The sequence below is a fragment of the Glycomyces sambucus genome (assembly GCF_900102815.1).
In the GTDB taxonomy this organism is placed as follows: Bacteria; Actinomycetota; Actinomycetes; order Mycobacteriales; family Micromonosporaceae; genus Glycomyces; species Glycomyces sambucus.
This window is the reverse complement of the sequence record NZ_FNGF01000002.1, coordinates 1-20,924: the sequence shown is the minus strand read 5'-3', so window position 1 is coordinate 20,924 and position 20,924 is coordinate 1. Positions and strand designations below refer to the sequence as shown.

Here is a 20,924-nt window from a genome sequence, read left to right as displayed (position 1 = left end):
CTCTCGTTATCCGTAGGGGTTCTCGGTGCGCGCCGCGATGACCGCGCGGGCGAGGTCGGCCACGGTGGCCTCGTCGATCCGCTTGGAGCCTTCGGCGGTGGCGCTCATGACGACGGGGTAGAGGTCGCGGATCGGGTCGGGTCCGCCGGTGGCGGAGTCGTCGTCCGCCGCGTCGTAGAGCGCCTCGACGGCGGCCTTGACGGCGTCCTCGGTGCTGAGGCCGCGCCGGTACCGCTTCTTGAGCGAGCCCTTGGCGAAGATCGAGCCGGAGCCGATCGAGTCGTAGTCGCGTTCGGCGTAGACGCCGCCGACGACGTCGAAGCTGTAGATCTTCCCGGCTTCGGCGACGCTGGGGGCGTCGTTGTCGAACCCTGCGAACAGGGGGACGACGGCGAGGCCCTGCATGGCCATGCCGAGGTTGCCGCGCAGCATGGTGGCGAGGCGGTTCGCCTTGCCGTTCAGGGTGAGCGGTGCGCCCTCGATCTTCTCGTAGTGCTCGAGTTCGACCTGGTAGAGCTTGATGAGTTCGATGCCGAGGCCGGCGGTGCCGGCCATGCCCACGAGCGAGTAGGCGTCCGCGGGGAAGACCTTCTCGATGTCGCGGCTGGCGATGTAGTTGCCGGACGTCGCGCGCCGGTCGCCCGCCATGACGACGCCTTCGGCCGTCTTGAGCGCGACGATGGTGGTCGCGTGGGCGCTCATCTCGGCGAAGTCGCCGGGGGGCAGGGGCCTGCGCCCCGGCAGCAGTTCCGGCGCCGCCTGCATGAGGAACTCCGAGAAGGAGGAGGTTCCGGCCGTCATATACGCGTGCGGCAGTTTGCCTGGGAATCCTTGACCTGTCACGACATGACCTCCCTGATTCTCTATTCTTTTCGACGCTCGGCCGAGATTGCGACTGAACGGTGCCAGGGTCCCGGTGCGCCGGTCTTGGCGATGCTTGCGAGCCGAGTACGTGCTCGGCCGTCGCACCAGGCCCTGTCGACCGCAGGTGCGGCTACTGGCCGCCCTTCTGCACGAACGAGCGCACGAACTCCTCGGAGTTGGTCTCCAGGACCTCGTCGATCTCGTCGAGCAGGTCGTCGACTTCTTCGGTGATCGCTTCGTGTCGTTCGGCGATCTCGGGGTCTACAGCGGCCTCGGTGGTCTCGGCGTCTGCTTCCTGCCGTGACCGCTGCGACTGCGACTGCCCGCCGGAGTCCTTCGCTGCCATAGCTGTTCCCTTCTACCTCGACGGTGCATAAACCGTACCGCGAGAGTACGACAGCACGCCAGATACGACGCTGTACCGCTCTGTAATATTCCCGCGGCGGCCCGGTGTCGGCTAATCGGCCGTGATGACGTCGAGGAGGTCCTTCGCGGCCTCGCAGCGCTCGAACAGCTCCCCCACATGGGCTTTGGTGCCCTTCTCGGGCTCCATCATGGGCACTCGCACGAGCGAGTCGGCGCCGACGTCGAAGATGACGGAGTCCCAGGAGGCGGCGACGACCTCGGAGGGGTACCGCGAGAGGCACCGGCCGCGGAAGAACGCGCGGGTGTCGGCGGGCGGCTCGGTCATCGCGTCGATGATCTCGGTGTCGGTGAGGAGCCGCTTCATCTTGCCGCGGGCCACGAGCCGGTGGTAGAGGCCCTTCTCGGGGCGCACGTCGTGGTACTGGAGGTCGATGGCGTGGAGCTTGGCGGCGCCCCAGTCGAGGCCCTCGCGCTCGCGGTAGCGCTCCAGGAGGGAGAGCTTGGCGGGCCAGTCGAGCATGTCGGCCAGCTCCATGGGGTCGCGGGCCAGCGCGTCGAGGACGAACGCCCACTGGTCGAGGACCTCGCGGGTGTCGGGGTCGGCGTCGGGGCCGCAGTACGCCTCGGCCTGCTCCAGGATGGACATCTGGAGTTCGACCGCGGTGAGGCGCTTGCCGTTGCGCAGTTCGATCTTGTGGGCGAGGCTCGGGTCGTGGGAGACGGCGCGGAGTTCGGCGACGGGCTCGGCGACGGCGAGGGAGCCGTCGAAGGCGCCGGACTCGATCATGGCGAGGACGATCGAGGCGGTGCCGACCTTGAGGAAGGTGGCGTACTCGGCGAGGTTGGCGTCGCCGATGATGACGTGGAGGCGGCGGTACCGCTCGGCGTCGGCGTGGGGCTCGTCGCGGGTGTTGATGATGGGCCGCTTGAGGGTGGTCTCCAGGCCGACCTCGACCTCGAAGAAGTCGGCGCGCTGGGAGATCTGGTAGCGGTGCTCGGAGGCGTCCTGGCCGATGCCGATGCGCCCGGCGCCGGCGTAGACCTGGCGGGTGACCAGGAACGGCGTGAAGTGGGCGACGATGTCGGCGAAGGGGGTCTGGCGCGACATGAGGTAGTTCTCGTGCGCGCCGTAGGAGGCGCCCTTGTTGTCGGTGTTGTTCTTGTAGAGGTTGATGGGGCCGATGCCGGGCGTGTGGGCGGCCCGGAGGGCGGCCTCGGCCATGGTCATCTCGCCGGCCTTGTCGAACAGGACGATCTCGCGGGGGTTGGTGACCTCGGGCGTTGAGTACTCGGGGTGCGCGTGGTCGACGTAGAGGCGGGCGCCGTTGGTGAGGATGACGTTGGCGAGCCCGGAGTCCTCGTCGGCGAGGTTCTCGGCGGGGTCGTAGAGGGCCCCGGTGTACGTGAAGCCGCGGGCGTCGCGTAGGGGGGTCTCCTCCTCGTAGTCCCACCTGGCCCGGCCGCCCTTGGACAGTTCCGGGCGCGCGGCGTAGGCGTTGACGATCTGCGAGGAGGTCACCATCGGGTTGGCCCCCGGCTGGCCCGGCACGGAGATCCCGTATTCGATCTCGGTGCCCATGATGCGGCGAACGGTCATGCCTTCGAGCCTAGTCCGTCCGGGCCCCTTTGCGCCCCCTCGGAGGGCGTCCGACTGGATTTCCGCCAGCTCGATGTGCAATTGCCTCATGGATATCGGTTACCCGCGGAATGGGGCCCGACACGCGCCGGACAGGGGGAATCGGCCGGCGGGGCGGGCCCGCCGGCCGATCTCCTCAATTGCTGTTCGGGCCGTTCCCGCAGGTGCTACAGGTACTGGCCGGTGTTGGAGACGGTGTCGATGCTGCGTCCGGAGTCGGCGCCCTTGCCGGAGACGAGCGTGCGGATGTAGACGATCCGCTCGCCCTTCTTGCCGGAGATGCGGGCCCAGTCGTCCGGGTTGGTGGTGTTCGGCAGGTCCTCGTTCTCGCGGAACTCGTCCACCGTGGAGTCGATCAGGTGGGTGAGCCGGATGCCCCTGGACTGGTTGGTCAGGAAGTCCTTGATGGCCATCTTCTTCGCGCGGGCCACGATGTTCTCGATCATGGCACCGGAGTTGAAGTCCTTGAAGTACAGGACCTCCTTGTCGCCGTCGGCGTAGGTGACCTCGAGGAAGCGGTTCTCGTCGACCTCGGAGTACATGCGCTCGACGACCGCCTGGATCATCGAGTTCACCGTGGCGTCGCGGTCCTTGTCGTGCTCGCGCAGGTCGTCGTCGTGCAGCGGCAGGGTCGTGGTGATGTACTTCGAGAAGATGTCCTTGGCGGACTCGGCGTCGGGCCGCTCGATCTTGATCTTGACGTCCAGGCGGCCGGGCCGCAGGATCGCCGGGTCGATCATGTCCTCGCGGTTGGAGGCGCCGATGACGATGACGTTCTCCAGGCCCTCGACGCCGTCGATCTCCGACAGCAGCTGCGGGACGATGGTGTTCTCGACGTCGGAGGACACGCCCGAGCCGCGGGTGCGGAAGATCGAGTCCATCTCGTCGAAGAACACGATGACCGGCATGCCCTCGCTGGCCTTCTCGCGGGCCCGCTGGAAGACCAGGCGGATGTGCCGCTCGGTCTCGCCGACGTACTTGTTCAGCAGCTCGGGGCCCTTGATGTTGAGGAAGTAGGAGCGCCCGGAGGCCTCCTCGCCGCGCATCTCGGCGACCTTCTTGGCCAGCGAGTTGGCGACGGCCTTGGCGATGAGCGTCTTGCCGCAGCCGGGCGGGCCGTAGAGCAGGATGCCCTTCGGCGGGCGCAGCTCGTGCTCGCGGAAGAGGTCGGCGTGCAGGAACGGGAGCTCCACGGCGTCGCGGATCATCTCGATCTGCCCGTCGAGGCCGCCGATGTCGTAGTAGTCGACGTCGGGGACCTCTTCGAGGACCAGCTCCTCGACCTCGCTCTTCTGGATGCGCTCGTACGCGTAGCCCGCGCGCGGCTCGATCATGACCGAGTCGCCGGCGCGCAGCGGCCCGTTGATGAGCGCGTCGGAGAGCAGCACGACCCGCTCCTCGTCGGCGTGGCTGGTGACGAGCGCGCGGTCGGGCGGGCCGCCGCCGGGGACCTCGATGAGCTCCTTGAGCGTGACCACTTCGCCGATGCGCTCGTAGTCGAGGACCTCGACCACGTTCATGGCGTCGTTGAGCAGGACCTCCTGGCCGCGCTCCAGCTCCTCGGGGTCGATCGAGGGGGCGAGCGACACGCGGAACTTCCGGCCGGAGGTGAAGACGTCGACGGTGCCGTCCTCGCGCGCGCCCAGGAACACGCCGTATCCGGACGGCGGCTGGGCGAGCCGGTCGATTTCCTCTTTCAGTGAGACGATCTGCTCGCGGGCCTCTTTCAAGGTCGACACGAGCCGCTCGTTCTGCTCCGACAGGCGATCGATCTGGGACTGGGCGGCGGCGAGCCGCTCCTCCAGGATGTGCATGTGTCGGGGGGTCTCGGTGAGACGGCGCCGGGCCGCGGCCAGTTCTTCCTGGAGCTCTTCGACCTGTCCTGACAGTTCGTCGCGCTCTGAGCCCTGGCCCAGGTTCTGTCGACGGTCATCGTTGCTTCGTGCCACGGGTCACACCTCCCAGGAGAGTGTTCGTACTCCCAACCGTATCTGGTCGGGGAGGCCAATAGTAAGGCTCGACACCGACATTCGGAAGGGGGATTGCCGCGCGGCTAGTCTTGGGCCATGAAGACCGAGCGTGAGATCGAAGTGTCGATCGACCAAGACGCCTGCACCGGTGACGGCCTCTGCGTGCAGTACGCACCCGCCGTCTTCGAGTTCGACATCGACGGGCTCGCCTACGTGAAGGACACGGACGGCGAGCTGTTGACTACACCGGGTTCGCAGGTCAAGGTGCCCGAACACCTGCGACTGGACATTGTGAACGCAGCCCACGACTGCCCCGGGGAGTGCATCTACGTGCGCGACCGGGACGACAAGACGCCCGTCGCGGGGCCGGGGGCGGACGACTGATCGGACGCGGGTCGGGCGGGAGTCGTCGACAATGATTCCCGCCCGGTTGCGTTTCAGCACTTGAGAAGTCGTGAATCCGACTCAAGAAGTAATCAGATTGTTACCCCTGGGGGGCGTCGTCCGCCGGAGCCGTCTCGGCCTCGGCGGCGATCCGCGCGTTGCGCTCGCGCAGCGCCTGCTGGCCCTTCGAGGGCTTCAGCTTGCGCGCCGGGGCCACCGTCCCGGGGGCGAGCTTCCGCGCGGTGATCAGGAACGCGGTGTGCGCGATCATGCGGTGGTCGGGGCGGACGGCCAGGCCCTCCAGGTGCCAGCCGCGGACGAGCGACTCCCACGCCTCGGGCTCGGTGAAGGTCTTGCGCTCGCGCAGGGCCTCGACGAGCTCCGACATCTGCGTGGTGGTCGCGACGTATCCGATGAAGACGCCGCCGGGGCGCAGCAGGCGCTCCACAGTGTCCAGCACCTCCCACGGCGAGAGCATGTCGAGCACGACCCGGTCGACCGGCGCGTCGAGCTCCGCCCCGGCCACGTCGCCCACCGTCAGCGTCCACTGCTCGGGCAGCTCCCCGTAGTAGCCCGCGACGTTCTCCTGGGCGATCTTCGCGAAGTCCTCGCGCAGCTCCCAGGAGAAGACCTTCCCGGTCGGGCCCACGGCCCGCAGCAGCCAGTTCGTGAGCGCCCCCGACCCGGCGCCGGCCTCGACCACGCGCGCGCCCGGGTAGATGTCGCCGAACGTGAGGATCTGGGCGATGTCCTTGGGGTAGATGACCTGGGCCCCGCGGCGCATCGACAGCCCGTAGTCGGGCAGGAGCGGGCGCAGCGCGAGGTAGGCGGTGCCGCCCTCGGTGGTGACCGTGACGCCGTCGGGCCTGCCGATGAGGTCGTCGTGGAAGAGCCGCCCGCGGTGGGTGTGGAAGGCGCCGCCCTCGGCGAGGGTGATCGTGGCCTTCCGGTTCTTCGCGTCGGTCAGTTGGACGCGGTCGCCCGGCGCCAGCAGGTCAGATGCCACTTTGCCTCGTGTCTCCTTCGGTCAGGTCCGAAGCATCTTAACGGAGGGCTCTGACCACGTCCGCGGTGTAGAGCAGCCCTGTCAGGCGCCCCTCATCGACCACGAAGAAGCGGTCCGCGCCGCTCGCGCCGATCGCGTCGACCAGGGCCTGGCCCTTGAGTCCGGCCTCCAGGCCGGGGATCTTCACCGCCGAGCGCAGCAGCCCGCTCAGCGGCATCGCGTCGACCTGGTCGGCCGGGACGGCCTCGGCGCTGGCGCGGTCGAGCACGCCCACCGGGCGGCCGTCGACGGCCACGACCTCGCGGCCCTCCGCGGCGGCCAGCGCCTGCCCGAGGGTCGCCGTGGCGCTGACCACGGCCACCGGGCGCGCCAGCGCGGCGGCGTCGAGGGCCTTGACGCGCGGGCCCATGCGGGCGGCGCGGATCGCGCCGCCGGCGCCGCGCCACAGCTCGAACGCGACCATGAGCAGGAGGATGAGGCCGATCCAGGAGAACCAGCGGTTGGCGAACAGCCACAGGCCCGCGCCGACGGTGCCGACGGCGACGACGCGCCCGGCCCACCCGGCGACGCGGTAGCCGCGCCAGCGGTCGCCGGTGGCGGCCCAGATGCCCGCCTGGAGGGCCTTGCCGCCGTCCAGTGGCAGGCCCGGCAGGAGGTTGTAGACGGCGACGAGGAGGTTGGCGACGCAGACCTGGAAGCACAGCTGCCAGCCGAGGGTGCCGATCTCGATGGCGGCGAGTCCGGCGAGCCCGGCGAGGCCGAGCAGGAGCGAGACGGCGGGTCCGGCCAGCGCGATCGCGGCGGCCGTGCCGGGCCGGGGGGCCTCGCGGTCCATCTCGGTGAAGCCGCCGAGGGCGTCGAGGTTGATGCGGCGCACCCCGATCCCGGCGCGCAGGCTGACGAGCGCGTGGCCGAGTTCGTGCAGGAGCACCGACAGGAGCAGGGTGACCGCGAAGAGCGCGGCGACCGCGAGCGAGGCGCCCGCGCCGATGCCGGGCACCGAGCGCTGGACGACCGGCGCGTACACGGCGACGACCATGGCGGCGAGGATGAGCCACGTGTAGCCGAGTGTGACGGGGATGCCCTTGACGCGGGCGAGCGTGAAACCGGATCGGCGGAAGGCCAGCACGTTGGTCGACATCGGCGGCAATGCTACGCGCCCGGGCCGCCGGGCCCGGGCGCGGTTCGGCGGGCGGCGGTGCCGCTAGGCGGGGCGCACGCGGAAGGCGTAGGTCGCGTAGGGCATGGCGAAGGTGTCGCGTCCGGCGAGGTCGGGGTGGGTGGCGATGAGGTCTTCGACGGCGGCGACGAGTTCGCGCTGCCGCCTGTCGTCGGCGGTGAGGTAGTAGGAGCGGGACTGGACGAGGCGGACGAGCCCGGCGGGGTCGAGGGGCTTCTCGTGGCGGAAGACGCGGACCTCGGGTTCGGCGAAGCCGGGCGCGAAGTAGCCGGGCTCGGTGGCGCCGAGGGCGGTGATCTCGCCCTTGGAGGAGCCGATGACCTCGGTGAGGCGCTCGACCCAGTCGACGGTCTCGTCGCGGAGGTTCCAGATGGGGGCCAGGACGCCGCCGGGGCGCAGGACGCGGCGGATCTCGGGGAGGGCCGCGGCGCGGTCGAACCAGTGGAACGCCTGGCCGGCGGTGACGACGTCGGCGCTGGCGTCGGGGAGGCCGAGGGCTTCGGCGCTGCCGGTGCGGGCGGCGGCGAGGCCGGTGGTGGCGGCGGTGAGCTTGGCGAGCATCTGCCCGTCGGGTTCGACGGCGGTGACGCGGTGGCCGAGCGCGATGAGGCCGCGGGTGAGCAGGCCGGTGCCGGCGCCGACGTCGACGACGTCGGCGGGTCCCTCGCCGGCGAGCCAGGCGAGGGCCTCGGCGGGGTAGCTCGGGCGGGCGGCGTCGTAGAGGTCGGCGGCCCGGCCGAAGGAGCGGGCCTGCGCGCGCGGGTCGGGTCCGAAGGTGTCGTCGGTGCTCATGCCCCAAACAGTACGGGCGTTATGTTGAAATGTCCAGCGCCGTGCGGGCCTGTCGGTCCCCCGCTTTATGCTCGAAGGATGTCGAACGCCACCCGACCGACCCAGTTGTCCCCTTCGCGCGCCGGGGACTTCAAGCAGTGCCCCCTGCTCTACCGGTTCCGGGCGGTCGACCGCCTCCCCGAGCCGCCCTCGCGGGCGCAGGTGCAGGGCACGCTCGTCCACTCGGTGCTGGAGCGGCTCTACGAGCTCGACGCCGGCCGGCGCACCCCGAAGGAGGCTCTGGCGCTCATCGAGCCGGAGTGGACGAAGCTGAACGCGTCCCAGGAGTACTCGGAGCTCTTCGACGGCCTCGGCGACGAGTCGGACTGGCTGCGGGGCGTGCGGCGCCTGGTCGAGACCTACTTCTCGATGGAGGACCCGCAGCGCCTCCAGCCGCACCGCACCGAGTGCCTGGTGACGACCACGCTCGACGACGGTACGCAGCTCAAGGGCTTCATCGACCGCGCCGACGTCAACCCGGCCGGGCTGGTGCGCCTGGTGGACTACAAGACCGGGAAGCGCCCGCCGGACCGCTTCGCCGACAAGGCGCTGTTCCAGATGAAGTTCTACGCCCTGGTGTGGTGGCGCACGCGGGGCACGGTGCCGACCCTGCTGCGGCTGATGTACCTCGGCGACGGCGAGGTCCTGGACTACACGCCCACCAAGGGCGAGCTGGAGCAGTTCGAGCGCACCCTCAAGGTCCTGTGGGCCTCGATGCGCGAGGCGATCGCCACCGGGCAGTTCCGGCCGCAGAAGTCGAAGTTGTGCGGCTGGTGCGCCCACCAGAAGATCTGCCCCGAGTTCGGCGGGGAGCCGCCGGCGTACCCGCTGCCGACCGTCCTTCCAGGACTGGAGATGCCTCCTACCTGAGGCGGAGCCGCGAATCATTCCCACGTTCGATGAAACGGGAGTGACCGGCGGATACGGTATAGAGCGTGCAAGCCGCGTTCACGTTCAGCCGCCTCCGCCACTGGCTCCACCAGCGGCCCTTCGCCGCCGACTGCGTGCTGGCGCTCACCCTCGGCCTGGGCTACGTCGCGTTCTACTCCGCCAGCGCCCAGCTGGTCCCCGAGCTCGACTACGGGTGGGCCGACGCGGCCCTGATCCTGGTCCCGTTCGCCGCGATCTGCCTGCGCCGGAGGTGGCTGTGGGGCGCGATCGCGCTGGCGCTGGTGATCCTGTGCTGCGCGGTGTACATCGACCCGATCCAGAGCATGGGCGCCGACAGCGGCATCGGCCTGTTCGTGCTCACCTACACCGCCGCGGCCCACCGGCCGGTCCAGCAGGCGCTCGCGGCCGCGGGCGCGCTCTGGGTGCCGGTCTCGCTGGTCATCTACACGTTCCCCATGACCGAGGGCGCCGACCACCTGACGAGCACGATGCTGGTCCTGGTCAACCTGGTCCTGGCCGTCACCGCGTTCTGGATCGGATGGGTCGTGCGCAACAGGCGCGAGAAGGTCGAGGAGCTGTCGGACCGGGCCCGGTTCGCCGAGGAGCGGCAGGAGGCCCTGGCGGCCCAGGCGGTCGCCGACGAGCAGCGGCGCATCGCCCGCGAGCTGCACGACGTCGTGGCGCACCACATCTCGGTGATCGGGGTGATGTCGGAGGGCGCCAAGCGGGTCCTGCGGACCGACCCCGACGCGGCCGAGGACGCGCTGACGACGGTGAACCAGACCGCGCGCACCGCGCTGCGCGAGATGCGGGACATCCTCACCGTCCTGCGCCACGGACACGAGGACAACGACCCCGCCGACCTCGAACCGCAGCCTACAGTGGACTCGCTGCGGGCGCTGGTGGCGCAGACCAAGGACGCCGGCCTGCCGGTGCGCTACACCGTCCGCGGCGAGGAGTACCCGCTGCCGACGGGCGTCAGCCTGGCGGTGTTCCGCATCGCCCAGGAGGCCCTGACGAACACGATCAAGCACGCCGGGCCGCAGGCCAGGGCCGGCGTCGTCGTCGACTACGGCGACCAGGAGTTCCGGATCTCCGTGGGCGACTCGGGAACCGGGGCGCCCGTCGTCTCCGGGTTCTCCGGCGGCCACGGCCTGATCGGGATGCGCGAGCGCGCGACCCTCTACGGGGGCACGCTCGAGGCCGGGCCCCGGCCCGGCGGCGGGTACCTCGTCGAGGCCCGCTTCCCCAAGAACGCCCACCTCCAGGGAGTGACCACATGAGCGACCGGCCGATCCGCCTCCTGCTCGCCGACGACCAGCAGCTGCTGCGCGCGGGCTTCAAGATGGTGCTCGGCGCCGAGACCGACATCGACATCGTCGGCGAGGCCGGCGACGGCGTCGAGGCGTTCGAACTCACCCGCAGGCTGGTCCCCGACGTCGTCCTCATGGACATCCGGATGCCGCGGCGCGACGGCGTGGCCGCGACCGCCGACATCGTGCAGGCGAACCTGCCGACCCGGGTCCTGGTGCTCACCACGTTCGACCTCGACGAGTACGTCGTGGGCGCGCTCCGGGCCGGGGCGGCCGGGTTCCTCACCAAGGACGCCCCCGCCGCCGACCTGGTCGAGGCGATCCGCACCGTCCACCGCGGCGGCGCGGTCGTGGCCCCGCACATCCTCTCGACGCTGCTGGGGCGCTTCGCGCAGCACCGCGGCACCGACGACGAGCGCTCCCCCGCGCTCCTCGGCGCGCTCACCACCCGCGAGAAGGAGGTCCTCATGCTGCTGGCGAAGGGCCTCACGAACGCCGAGATCGCCGACTCCCTGACCGTCGGCGAGACCACCGTCAAGACCCACGTCGGCCACCTGCTCACCAAGCTCGGCGTGCGCGACCGGGTCCAGGCCGTGGTCCTGGCCTACGAGACGGGCCTGGTCAAGCCCGGCGCGACCGACTGAGGCTCCTCCCCGGGCCCGGCCGCACTCCGACTTGCGGTGTAGTCCGAGACCGCCTCGGGAAGTAGTGGAAGACCGTTCTCGAAGCGGATGCGGCCGCGCCCGGGAGGCCATATGGTCGAAGTGGATCATGCGGGCAGCGACGCCGAGTGACATCAGGTATGATGTCACAATCTGGCGAATCGACGTCATCGATCCGCATCACGAATAGCACCAAGGCTTCACGGGGCGGCGCCCCGGGGAGCGCAAGGAAACCAGAGCACCGAATCCCTCGGAACCCGACACCTTCACCCGAAAGCGAGAGCGTCGTGTCCACCGCTTCCCCTGTCAAGTCCACCGCCGTATCGGCCGAAGGCGTCTGGAAGGCGTACGGCTCGGGCGAGGCCCAGGTCATCGCCCTCCGCGACGTCTCGGTCCAGTTCGCCTCCGGCGCCTTCACCGCCATCATGGGCCCCTCCGGGTCCGGCAAGTCCACCCTCATGCACTGCCTCGCGGGCCTCGACACCACCGACCGCGGCGCCGTCCACATCGGCGACACGCCCGTGACCGGCCTGAGCGACAAGGCCCTCACCAAGCTCCGCCGCGACAAGATCGGCTTCATCTTCCAGCAGTTCAACCTGCTGCCGACGCTCACCGCCGAGGAGAACATCACCCTCCCCGCCGCGATCGCCGGCGCCAAGGCCGACCCCGACTGGCTGAAGCGGATCATCCACACCCTCGACCTCACCGACCGCCTGACGCACAAGCCGACCGAGCTCTCCGGCGGCCAGCAGCAGCGCGTCGCCTGCGCCCGGGCCCTCGCGACCCGCCCCGACGTGGTCTTCGCCGACGAGCCCACCGGCAACCTCGACACCCGCTCGGGCGCCGAGGTCCTGCGCTTCCTGCGCACGTCCGTGGACGACTTCGGGCAGACCATCGTCATGGTCACCCACGACCCCGGCGCCGCCGCCTACGCCGACCGCGTCGTGTTCCTCGCCGACGGACAGATCGTCGAGGACATGGCCGACCCGACCGCCGACAAGGTCATCGACAAGATGAAGCACTTCGAAGAGCTCGTCGCCGCCGCCCAGGGAGAGAACGCCTAGCCATGCTGCGCGCCACCCTCAAGGGCATGGCGAGCCGCAAAGCCCGCCTTGTCCTCACCAGCCTCGCCGTCGTCCTCGGCACGATGTTCGTCGCCGCCGCGATGGTCCTCACCGCCACGATGGAGAAGTCCGTCACCGGCGTCATCTCCGACGCCTTCACCGGCGTCGACGCGGTGGTCACCGCCGCCGAAGACCCCGCCGCCGCCCAGGGGAACACCCCCAGCGCGACCCTGATCCCCGCCTCCGTGCTCGACGACGTCCGCGGCGTCGACGGCGTCGAGTCCGCCGACGGCGACGTCTCCGGCCAGGTCAACGCCATCGGCGACAACGGGAAGCTCGTCGGCGCCTTCGCGCCCACCATCGGCTTCAACTGGAACGACCAGACCACCGGCTACAACGAGATCCGCGACGGCCGCGGCCCCGAGGCCGACGGCGAGGTCATCGTCTCCGCCCAGTTCGTCAAGGACTCCGGGTTCGACGTCGGCGACACCGTCACCGCCTACTCCTACACCGCCGAGCGCGCCGACTACGAGATCGTCGGCGTCTTCGGCCTCCCCGGCGGCCGCGACTCGCTCGCCGGCGAGACCCAGATCGGCTTCACCACCGCCGAAGCCCAGCGCCTCCTCACCCAGGGCGAGGACGCGTACATGACGATCTACGTCGAGGGCGACGCCTCCACCGACACGATCGCCGACGCGGTCGGCGCGGACTTCCGGGTCCAGACCGGTGAAGAGGCGTCCGAAGAGGCCGCACAGGGCTTCGCCGTCGTCGCCGACATCATGGGCTACATCTTCCTCGGCTTCGGCCTCGTCGCCGTGTTCGTGTCGGTGTTCCTCATCATCAACACCTTCACGATCATCGTCGCCCAGCGCCAGCGCGAACTCGCGCTGCTGCGGGCCATCGGCGCCGGACGGAACCAGGTCGTCGGCTCGGTCCTCGCCGAAGCCGCCGTCATCGGCGTCATCGCCTCCATCGCGGGCCTCGGCCTCGGGGTGCTGCTCGGCTGGGGCCTGTCCCAGCTCGTCAGCTCCTCGGCGATGGGCGGCCTCGCCGTCAAGCTCGAAGTCCCGCTCACGGCCCTGTGGGCGCTGGCGGTCGGCATCGGCGTCACCGTGCTCTCCGCGATCGTCCCGGCCGTCAAGGCGTCCGGGGTCCCGCCGGTCGCCGCCATGCGCGAGGCGGTCAACCCGCCGAAGCCGCTGCGCGGCATCACCATCGCCGGGCTCGCGGTCACCGCCGCGGGCGGCGTCCTGGTCGGCCTCGGGCTCACCGACAACCTCGGCGACCTCGGCCTCGGCGGGTTCCTCACCGGCGTCGGCATCGCGTTCGTGGGCATCACGCTGCTCACGCCGATCCTGTCGCGGCCGCTGGTCGCGCTCCTCGGCGCGGTCATGTCGTGGTCGTTCTCGGGCCGCCTCGGCAAGCTCAACGCCGGCCGCAATCCGCGGCGCACCGCGATCACCGCCTCGGCGCTCATGATCGCCGTCGCCCTGGTCACCGGCATCGCCACGATCGTCTCCAGCTTCAAGGAGACCACCGCGGACCTCACGGACCAGAACCTCGACTCCGACCTCATCGTCATGGGGCAGCAGGGGGCCAACATCCCCACGTTCGCCCCCGAGACCCTGGCGGAGATCAAGGCGCTCCCCGACGTCGCGGCGGTCGGCGACCTCTACGGCGAGTTCTTCGGCGCCGAGATCGACGGCGAGTCGACTGCGCTGTTCGCCAGCGAGGACCTCGCCACCAGCCTCCAGGTCTTCAGCGGCACCGTCGCCGAAGGCACGGTCGAGGACCTGCCCGACGACGGCCTGGTCGTGAACGAGTCCGCCGCGCAGGACGCGGGCCTCGCCCTCGGCGACACCGTCCCCGTGACCTTCGCCGACGGCGAGAGCGCCCAGCTCACCGTCGTCGCCGTCCTGGAGGACCAGCTCCTCACCGACGGGTTCTGGGTCGCGCCGGCGCAGATCGCGCACTTCACCGTGCCGAAGCCGATGCAGGCGTACATCCAGGTCGAGGACGGCGCCGACGTCGACGCGGTCCAGGACCAGGTCGACGACATCCTCGCCGACGAGCCCGAGGTGAGCGTCGCCAACAACGCCGACTTCGTGGAGCAGCAGACCTCGCAGCTCGACCTGCTCCTCAACTCGGTGCAGGTCCTGCTGGCGCTGGCGATCATCATCGCGATCATCGGCGTCGTGAACACGCTGGTCCTGTCGGTCCTCGAACGCACCAGGGAGCTCGGCCTCCTGCGCGCGATCGGCATGACCCGCGGCCAGGCCAGGCGCATGATCACCGTGGAGTCGGTCATTATCTGCCTGTTCGGCGCGGTGCTCGGCATCGCCGTCGGCATCGGCCTCGGCTGGACCGTCCAGCAGGCGCTCGAAGAGGAGGGCCTGACGAGCTTCGCGCTCCCGTGGCCCCTCATCGCCGGGTACCTCATCGCGGCCGTGGCCGTCGGCCTGCTGGCCGCGATCGCCCCCGCCGCCCGGGCGGCGAAGCTGAACGTGCTCAACGCGATCGCTTACGAATAGTCTTCACTCCCAAAGGAAACCAGGAGAGGGGCGGCGCCTTCGGGCGCCGCCCCTCCCGTCTGCCCGCCTTTCGGCGCCGGGGCCCTCGGCCGAATGGCGGAGGCCGCGGGCACGGTTCCGACCTGCGGAGGAGCGCGAGTGTGGCCCGCGGACCGAAGCGGACGGAAGGGCGCGTCCATAGCCTTGGGAGCACAGGAAACGCACCCGATCAGAAAGGCGCTCCCGTGCCACTCGCGAATCCCCCCGCCCCGCAGCTCACCCGGACCCGCGCAGCCGTCGACGCCACGAACCTGTTGCGCGCGTACGGCTCCGGCGAGGCCCAGGTCGTGGCCCTGCGGAACGTCTCGGTCCAGTTCGCCTCCGGCGCCTTCACCGCGATCATGGGCCCCTCGGGCTCGGGCAAGTCGACGCTCATGCACTGCCTCGCCGGGCTCGACACCGTCGACCGCGGCTCGGTCCGCATCGGCGACACCGAGATCACGGGCCTGAACGACAAGGCGCTCACCAGGCTCCGCCGCGACAAGATCGGCTTCATCTTCCAGCAGTTCAACCTGCTGCCGACCCTGACGGCCGAGGAGAACATCCTCCTGCCCGCCTCGATCGCCGGCGCCAAGGCCGACCCGGCCTGGATCGGCCGCGTCATCGCGACCCTCGACCTCGCCGACCGCCTGACGCACAAGCCGACCGAGCTCTCGGGCGGCCAGCAGCAGCGCGTGGCGTGCGCCCGAGCGCTCGCGACCCGACCGGAGGTCGTCTTCGCCGACGAGCCCACCGGCAACCTCGACACCCGCTCCAGCGGCGAGGTGCTGCGGTTCCTGCGCCGGTCCGTGGACGACTTCGGGCAGACGATCGTCATGGTCACGCACGACCCGAGCGCCGCCGCGCACGCCGACCGCGTCGTGTTCCTCGCCGACGGCCAGATCGTCGAGGACCTGCACCGGCCGACCGCCGACAGCGTCATCGACACCATGCGCGGCTTCGAGAACCGCGTCCCCCTCGCCGGAGAGGGCCGCTAGGACATGCTCCGCGCCACCCTCAAAGGCATGGCGGCCCGCAAGGCCCGCCTGATCCTCACCAGCATCGCCGTCGTCCTCGGATCGGCGTTCATCGCCGCGGCACTGGTCCTCACCGCCTCCATCCAGGCCACCGTGGACGACCTCAACGGCGACGCCTACGCGGGCGCCGACGTCATCGTCCAGCCCGTCGAGCCCGAGAACCGCGGCGACCGGCTCGTGCGCGACGGCGTCTCCGCCGAGACCCTCGCCGCCATCGAGGCGAACGACGACGTCGCGAGCGTGAGCACCACGGTCACGTGGATGGTCAACGCCCTCGGCGACGACGGCAAGATCGTCGGCGGCTTCGCCCCGACCATGGCCGTCAACTGGGGCGACGAGTCCGTCGAACGCGAGCTGCGCGAGGGCCGCGGCCCCGAGACCGCCGGCGAGGTCGCCGTCTCGGCCCGGTTCGTCACCGAGTCCGGACTCGGCCTCGGCGACACCGTCGAGGCGTACTCGCTCGCCACCGATCAGACCGCGTACGAGATCGTCGGGGTCTTCGGCTACTCCGGCGACCGCGACTCACTCTCGGGCGCAACGGAACTCGCGTTCACCACCGCCGAGGCGCAGCGCCTGGTCTTCGACGGCGAGGACGTCTACACCACCGTGGCCGTCACCGGCGCCGACGGCGTCAGCGGCGATGAACTGCTCGCCGCGCTGGAACCGGCCGTCGGCGACGAAGCCGAGGCCCTGACCTGGCAGGCGTACGTCGACGACCTCAACGCCGAGACCGCCGAGGCCACCAGCCTCATCGGGTACTTCCTGCTCGGGTTCGGCCTCATCGCCGTGTTCGTCTCGGTGTTCCTCATCGCCAACACGTTCTCCATCGTGATCGCCGGGCGGCTCAAGGAGATCGCGATGATGCGCGCCGTCGGCGCCTCCCGCGGCCAGATCATCCGCTCGGTCCTCGCCGAAGCGGGCCTGCTCGGCGCGGTCGCGTCCGTCGTCGGCGCGGGCCTCGGCGTCGCCGCCGGAGCGGGCCTGACCTCCCTGGTGGGGAACAGCTTCCTCGACACGGCGAGCACCAGCGTCGCCGTCCCGGCCGCCGCACCGGTCGCCGCCGTCGCTGTCGGCCTGGTCGTCACGGTCCTGTCCGCGCTCCTCCCCGCCGTCCGGGCCTCCAAGACCCCGCCGGTCGAGGCGATGCGCGAAGCCGTCAAGGCCGACAAGCCGATCACCGGCGTCACCGTCACCGGGCTGCTCGTCACGCTCGTCGGCGCCACCGGGATCGTCCTGGGCCTCACCGAGACCTTCGACGGCGACAAGGCGAACCTCGCGGCGGCCGCCGTCGGCGCGGGCATCGTGTTCGTCGGCGTCGCACTGCTGACCGCGTGGCTCTCCAAGCCCGTGGTCGCGCTCCTGGGCGCGGTCTGGTCGTGGTCGTTCGCCGGGCGGCTCGGCCGCCTGAACGCCTCCCGCAACCCGCGGCGCACCGCCGTCACCGCCGCCGCGCTCATGATCGGCGTGACTCTGGTGACCGCCACCGCCACGCTCCTGACCAGCGTCAAGGCGAGCCTGGCCGAGCAGTTCGAGTCCTCGATCAAGGCCGAGCTGTTCATCACCGGGCCCGTCACGTCCTCGGTGCCCGCGACCTTCGACCCGGCCCTGATGGACGACATCCGCGACGCCGACGGCGTCGCGGCCGCGGTCGAGCTGTACTACGACCTCGCCCAGGTCGACGGCACCGAGCAGTACGTCAACGCCACCACCGACCTCGCAGGCGGCATCGAGCTGTTCGGCGGCGAGGTCCTGCAAGGGACCGTCGCCGACCTGGAGGAGGGCCAGACGGTCGTCAACGAGTGGAGCGCGAACGAGCTCGGCATCGGCGTCGGCGACACCGTCACGATGACCTTCAGCCGCGGCTCCGAGGCGCACGAGTTCACGATCACGGGCATCCTCGCCGACAACGAGGACACCGACGGCTGGTACGTCGACCCGTCCTACGCCGCGGAGTTCTACACGCCGAAGCCCACCACGGCCCTGGTCGACGTGGCCGACGGCGCCGACGTCGACGAGGTCACCGCCGAGGTGGAGTCGATCCTCGCCGACGAGCCGGCGGTCAGCGTCCAGAACCACGAGGAGTACCTGGCGCAGGTCACGGTGTTCTTCGACTACGCCGTCATCGCGATCCAGCTCCTGCTGGCGCTGGCGATGATCGTCGCGGTCATCGGAGTGGTCAACACCCTGGTCCTGTCGGTCCTCGAACGCACCAGAGAGCTGGGGATGCTCCGCGCGATCGGGATGACCCGCGGCCAGACCACCCGGATGGTCACCGTCGAGAGCGTCACCATCGCCCTCTTCGGCGCCCTCCTGGGCATCGGCACGGGCCTGCTCCTGGGCTGGATCGTGCAGCAGGCGCTCGTCCCCAGCGGCATCGAGGAGTTCGCGGTCCCGACCGCGCTCATCGCCGCCTACCTCGGCGCGGCCGTCCTGGTCGGACTCCTCGCGGCGATCGCCCCGGCGGTGCGGGCCTCCAAGGTCGACATCCTCGGCGCGATCAGCTACGAGTAGGGCTTTCGTCAGCAGCGGGGGAAACAGAGGCGGGGCGTCCTTTCGGACGCCCCGCCTCGCTCGCACGCGTGTCAGGTCGACGGGAGGCCGTGGCGCTCCAGGTCCTCCATGTCCTCCAGCTCGATGCCCTTCGTCTCCTTGACCATCTTCCACACGAAGATGAAGGAGATGAGCGCGAACAGCGAGTAGAGGCCGTACGCCAGGAACAGGCCGGTCTGCGCCAGCTCCGGGAACGTGACGGTGATGAGCCAGTTGGAGATCCACTGCGCGGCCGCCGCGACGCCGAGCGCCGAGGCGCGGATGCGGTTGGGGAACATCTCCCCCAGGAGCACCCACACGACCGGGCCCCAGGTGAACGCGAAGCCGAACACGAACACGTTCGCCGCAATGAGCGCGGTGACGCCGGCAGCGTCGCTCAGGACCGGGTTGTTGTCGGCGTCCACGGGGGACGACGCGAAGACCACGGCCATGGTCCCCAGGGCGACGAACATGAGCGCGGAACCCATGAGCAGCAGCTTCTTGCGGCCGATCCGGTCCACGAGGTAGATCGCGAGGATCGTACCGGCGATGTTCACGATCGAGTTGATGACCGAGGTCAGGAACGCGTCGTTCTCGCTGAACCCGACGGACTGCCACAGCGACGTGGAGTAGTAGAAGATGACGTTGATGCCCACGAACTGCTGGAACATCGACAGGAGGATGCCGACCCACACGATCGGCATGAGGCCCAAGCGCGAACCGCGCACGTCCGAGATGCGCGGCGGGTGGTCACTGTCGAGCGTCCCCTGGATCTCGATGATCTTGTGGTCGACGTTGCCGCCGACGTACTTGAGCAGCACCGTCCGCGCCTTGTCAAGCTGCTGCTTCGCCACCAGGTAGCGGGGAGACTCGGGGATGTTCAGCGAGAACATGAAGTACACGAACGCGGGGATCGCCGCGGCGGCGAACATCCACCGCCAGGCCGTGCCGCCCCACGGGACCTCACCGCTCGCGCCACCCGCCGACGCCTGGATGCCGTAGTTGACGATCAGAGCGCCGAAGATGCCGAGCACGATCGCGAACTGCTGGAGCGAGCCGAGCCGGCCGCGCAGGTGCGCGGGCGAGATCTCGGCGATGTAGGCGGGCGCGATGACGCTCGCCGCACCGATCGCGAAGCCGCCGATGATGCGCCAGATCGTGAGGTCCACCGGGCCCGTCGCCAACGCGCTGCCCAGCGAGGTGATGAAGAAGACGATCGCCGCGATCATCATGACCTTCGGTCGGCCGATCTTGTTCGCCAATGATCCCGCGAACCACGCACCGACCGCGCAGCCCAGCAGTGCTGAGGAGACCACGATGCCGGTCTCGACCGAGCCGATCCCCCACTGCGTCTCCAGGGCGCCGGTGGTCCCGTTGATCACGGCCGTGTCGTACCCGAACAGGAACCCGCCCAGTGCGGCGGCGATCGACACGAACAGCGCCGACCCGGTGGGCGACGCGGGCTCGCCCCGCATCAGACCGTCATTGTCTGTCGTCATCACTCACTCCCGTAGGCGACTTGAACCGATACCACACGTGCACGAATCCTAAGCCGCTATTGCCTTGTACATCACGAATTGCCGGAATCACCAGATCTACCCGGGCAAGTGTGCGTCGAACCCTGTTCCGCCCCAGAGGACTCAGAAGCACACTTCGGAGCACCGACGGAGTGACGCCAGAGCGAGGGGAGCGGCAGGAAGACAGGTGATGAGACCAGAGTCCACTAATGTGACCTATCTAACTTGTGATGCCTACCATGATTGATGCATCGATGTGGGACAATACCTAAAGGGCAACACCCAGAGCCTGCAACGGAGGAGGCCACGTGAGCACATTCTTCAGTGTCGTCGGTGCTATCGGAATCGCGATCGCGCTAGTGACAGTGTCGCTACTGACGTTCTTGGTGACCGGCGCGATCTTCGGAATCGGTGTCGGCGTCGCCAGGCTCAGAGACGCGCTCTCGACTTCCTCGTAGACATGAAGAAGGCCCCCACCGCGAGGTGGGGGCCTTCTTCGTTGCGGCCTGGTGCGGCCGGCGTTGTCCTTGAAGATGAGGAAAGGCCCCCACCTGTGGTGGGGGCCTTCCTTTTGTGTTTCATGTTTGGCGGTGTCCTGCTCTCCCACACCCTCTCGAGTGCAGTACCATCGGCGCTGGAAGCCGTAACGACCGGGTTCGGAATGGGACCGGGTGTGTCACTTCCGCTCTCACCACCAAACAAACCTGTGGACACCCGCTCGGGTGTCGGTTCGTCTGGCGAGCCCCTGGGGGGCGTCAAGCCAGAGCTGTCGGACCCCTGCCGGGGTCCTTCGAGTCTGAGGTGTGTTGTCTCAGAATCGCATAGTGTGCGTGAATGTGGTTTCTACCTGACCGTTGCCGGCCGTAGTGTTGTGTTAAGTTCTCGGCGGTTAGTACCCGTCCACTCCAAGCATTGCTGCTCTTCCATGTCGAGCCTATCAACCCCATCATCTTTAGGGCGCCTCACCAGCATTGCTGCTGACGGAGATCTCATCTTAGAGCACGCTTCCCGCTTAGATGCTTTCAGCGGTTATCGCTCCCGAACGTAGCCAACCAGCCATGCACCTGGCGGTACAACTGGCACACCAGCGGTTCGTCCATCCCGGTCCTCTCGTACTAGGGACAG

At 69.6% G+C, this 20,924-nt stretch carries 17 protein-coding genes and 2 rRNA genes; 9 read left to right on the top strand and 10 right to left on the bottom strand.

From position 1 onward, the window contains the following. Positions 1-6 precede the first annotated feature (6 nt). The 4 genes from prcB to arc form a co-directional block, all read right to left on the bottom strand. Positions 7-801 carry a proteasome subunit beta gene (gene prcB, locus BLS99_RS05320; RefSeq protein WP_091044999.1) on the bottom strand — a complete coding sequence of 265 codons (795 nt, stop codon included), beginning with the start codon at positions 799-801 and terminating at the stop codon, positions 7-9. A 193-nt stretch (positions 802-994) separates the two neighbouring features. After that, positions 995-1,210, bottom strand: coding sequence for a ubiquitin-like protein Pup (locus BLS99_RS05315; protein WP_091028433.1), 216 nt, complete (start codon positions 1,208-1,210; stop codon positions 995-997). A gap of 111 nt (positions 1,211-1,321) precedes the next feature. Continuing rightward, positions 1,322-2,827: a depupylase/deamidase Dop gene (gene dop, locus BLS99_RS05310; protein ID WP_091044996.1), complete on the bottom strand. Its 1,506-nt coding sequence runs from the start codon at positions 2,825-2,827 to the stop codon at positions 1,322-1,324. Between the two features lie 206 nt (positions 2,828-3,033). Continuing rightward, positions 3,034-4,815, bottom strand: coding sequence for a proteasome ATPase (arc, locus tag BLS99_RS05305; protein ID WP_091044992.1), 1,782 nt, complete (start codon positions 4,813-4,815; stop codon positions 3,034-3,036). 117 nt (positions 4,816-4,932) lie between these two features. Here arc and BLS99_RS05300 point away from each other — a divergent pair, with 117 nt between their 5' ends. Next, positions 4,933-5,220: a ferredoxin gene (locus BLS99_RS05300; RefSeq protein WP_091044982.1), complete on the top strand. Its 288-nt coding sequence runs from the start codon at positions 4,933-4,935 to the stop codon at positions 5,218-5,220. A 100-nt stretch (positions 5,221-5,320) separates the two neighbouring features. On the opposite strand, the gene BLS99_RS05295 is transcribed toward BLS99_RS05300, so the two are convergent. The 3 genes from BLS99_RS05295 to BLS99_RS05285 all read right to left on the bottom strand — a co-directional run bounded on the left by BLS99_RS05295 (position 5,321) and on the right by BLS99_RS05285 (position 8,198). Beyond that, positions 5,321-6,226 carry a tRNA (adenine-N1)-methyltransferase gene (locus BLS99_RS05295; RefSeq protein ID WP_091044981.1) on the bottom strand — a complete coding sequence of 302 codons (906 nt, stop codon included), beginning with the start codon at positions 6,224-6,226 and terminating at the stop codon, positions 5,321-5,323. 37 nt (positions 6,227-6,263) lie between these two features. Further along, positions 6,264-7,367 (bottom strand): M50 family metallopeptidase, encoded by a 1,104-nt coding sequence (locus BLS99_RS05290; protein ID WP_143034700.1) that lies wholly within the window; start codon positions 7,365-7,367, stop codon positions 6,264-6,266. Positions 7,368-7,430: 63 nt separating this feature from the next. Beyond that, on the bottom strand, positions 7,431-8,198 hold the full coding sequence (locus BLS99_RS05285; RefSeq protein WP_091044978.1) for a class I SAM-dependent methyltransferase: 768 nt from the start codon (positions 8,196-8,198) through the stop codon (positions 7,431-7,433). 78 nt (positions 8,199-8,276) lie between these two features. Here BLS99_RS05285 and BLS99_RS05280 point away from each other — a divergent pair, with 78 nt between their 5' ends. The 7 genes from BLS99_RS05280 (at position 8,277) to BLS99_RS05250 (ending at position 18,264) form a co-directional block, all read left to right on the top strand. Continuing rightward, positions 8,277-9,107: a RecB family exonuclease gene (locus tag BLS99_RS05280; RefSeq protein WP_091044975.1), complete on the top strand. Its 831-nt coding sequence runs from the start codon at positions 8,277-8,279 to the stop codon at positions 9,105-9,107. 65 nt (positions 9,108-9,172) lie between these two features. Further along, positions 9,173-10,411 (top strand): sensor histidine kinase, encoded by a 1,239-nt coding sequence (locus BLS99_RS05275; protein ID WP_091044974.1) that lies wholly within the window; start codon positions 9,173-9,175, stop codon positions 10,409-10,411. Continuing rightward, positions 10,408-11,085 carry a response regulator gene (locus BLS99_RS05270; RefSeq protein ID WP_091044973.1) on the top strand — a complete coding sequence of 226 codons (678 nt, stop codon included), beginning with the start codon at positions 10,408-10,410 and terminating at the stop codon, positions 11,083-11,085. The genes BLS99_RS05275 and BLS99_RS05270 overlap by 4 nt, the downstream gene beginning before the upstream one ends. A gap of 305 nt (positions 11,086-11,390) precedes the next feature. After that, positions 11,391-12,167, top strand: a complete 777-nt coding sequence (locus BLS99_RS05265; RefSeq protein ID WP_245712166.1) for an ABC transporter ATP-binding protein — start codon at positions 11,391-11,393, stop codon at positions 12,165-12,167. A gap of 2 nt (positions 12,168-12,169) precedes the next feature. After that, positions 12,170-14,698, top strand: a complete 2,529-nt coding sequence (locus BLS99_RS05260) for an ABC transporter permease (RefSeq protein ID WP_091044967.1) — start codon at positions 12,170-12,172, stop codon at positions 14,696-14,698. A 224-nt stretch (positions 14,699-14,922) separates the two neighbouring features. Continuing rightward, positions 14,923-15,714, top strand: coding sequence for an ABC transporter ATP-binding protein (locus BLS99_RS05255; RefSeq protein ID WP_218126293.1), 792 nt, complete (start codon positions 14,923-14,925; stop codon positions 15,712-15,714). 3 nt (positions 15,715-15,717) lie between these two features. Further along, entirely contained in the window at positions 15,718-18,264 is a 2,547-nt protein-coding gene (locus BLS99_RS05250; RefSeq protein ID WP_091044962.1) for an ABC transporter permease, read from the top strand. Positions 18,265-18,335: 71 nt separating this feature from the next. On the opposite strand, the gene BLS99_RS05245 is transcribed toward BLS99_RS05250, so the two are convergent. Continuing rightward, complete coding sequence (locus tag BLS99_RS05245) at positions 18,336-19,781, bottom strand: sugar porter family MFS transporter (RefSeq protein WP_091044960.1); 1,446 nt, start codon at positions 19,779-19,781, stop codon at positions 18,336-18,338. A gap of 326 nt (positions 19,782-20,107) precedes the next feature. Here BLS99_RS05245 and BLS99_RS26030 point away from each other — a divergent pair, with 326 nt between their 5' ends. Then, the gene (locus BLS99_RS26030) at positions 20,108-20,257 is read left to right on the top strand and encodes a hypothetical protein (protein WP_176953212.1); all 150 of its coding nucleotides are present in this window, start codon (positions 20,108-20,110) and stop codon (positions 20,255-20,257) included. 124 nt (positions 20,258-20,381) lie between these two features. Here the strand turns inward: BLS99_RS26030 and rrf are convergent. Beyond that, a 5S ribosomal RNA gene (rrf, locus tag BLS99_RS05240) occupies positions 20,382-20,498 on the bottom strand. A 171-nt stretch (positions 20,499-20,669) separates the two neighbouring features. Continuing rightward, positions 20,670-20,924, bottom strand: a 23S ribosomal RNA gene (locus tag BLS99_RS05235); the annotation flags it as partial.

Bases quoted from the DNA above. Each gene is read 5' to 3' on its own strand.
- BLS99_RS05245 (WP_091044960.1), bottom strand. From the start codon at position 19,781: ATGACGACAGACAATGACGGTCTGATGCGGGGCGAGCCCGCGTCGCCC.
- prcB (WP_091044999.1), bottom strand. From the start codon at position 801: ATGACGGCCGGAACCTCCTCCTTCTCGGAGTTCCTCATGCAGGCGGCG.
- BLS99_RS05260 (WP_091044967.1), top strand. From the start codon at position 12,170: ATGCTGCGCGCCACCCTCAAGGGCATGGCGAGCCGCAAAGCCCGCCTT.
- BLS99_RS05315 (WP_091028433.1), bottom strand. From the start codon at position 1,210: ATGGCAGCGAAGGACTCCGGCGGGCAGTCGCAGTCGCAGCGGTCACGG.
- BLS99_RS05280 (WP_091044975.1), top strand. From the start codon at position 8,277: ATGTCGAACGCCACCCGACCGACCCAGTTGTCCCCTTCGCGCGCCGGG.
- BLS99_RS05270 (WP_091044973.1), top strand. From the start codon at position 10,408: ATGAGCGACCGGCCGATCCGCCTCCTGCTCGCCGACGACCAGCAGCTG.
- BLS99_RS05300 (WP_091044982.1), top strand. From the start codon at position 4,933: ATGAAGACCGAGCGTGAGATCGAAGTGTCGATCGACCAAGACGCCTGC.
- BLS99_RS05250 (WP_091044962.1), top strand. From the start codon at position 15,718: ATGCTCCGCGCCACCCTCAAAGGCATGGCGGCCCGCAAGGCCCGCCTG.
- BLS99_RS05285 (WP_091044978.1), bottom strand. From the start codon at position 8,198: ATGAGCACCGACGACACCTTCGGACCCGACCCGCGCGCGCAGGCCCGC.
- dop (WP_091044996.1), bottom strand. From the start codon at position 2,827: ATGACCGTTCGCCGCATCATGGGCACCGAGATCGAATACGGGATCTCC.
- BLS99_RS05290 (WP_143034700.1), bottom strand. From the start codon at position 7,367: ATGTCGACCAACGTGCTGGCCTTCCGCCGATCCGGTTTCACGCTCGCC.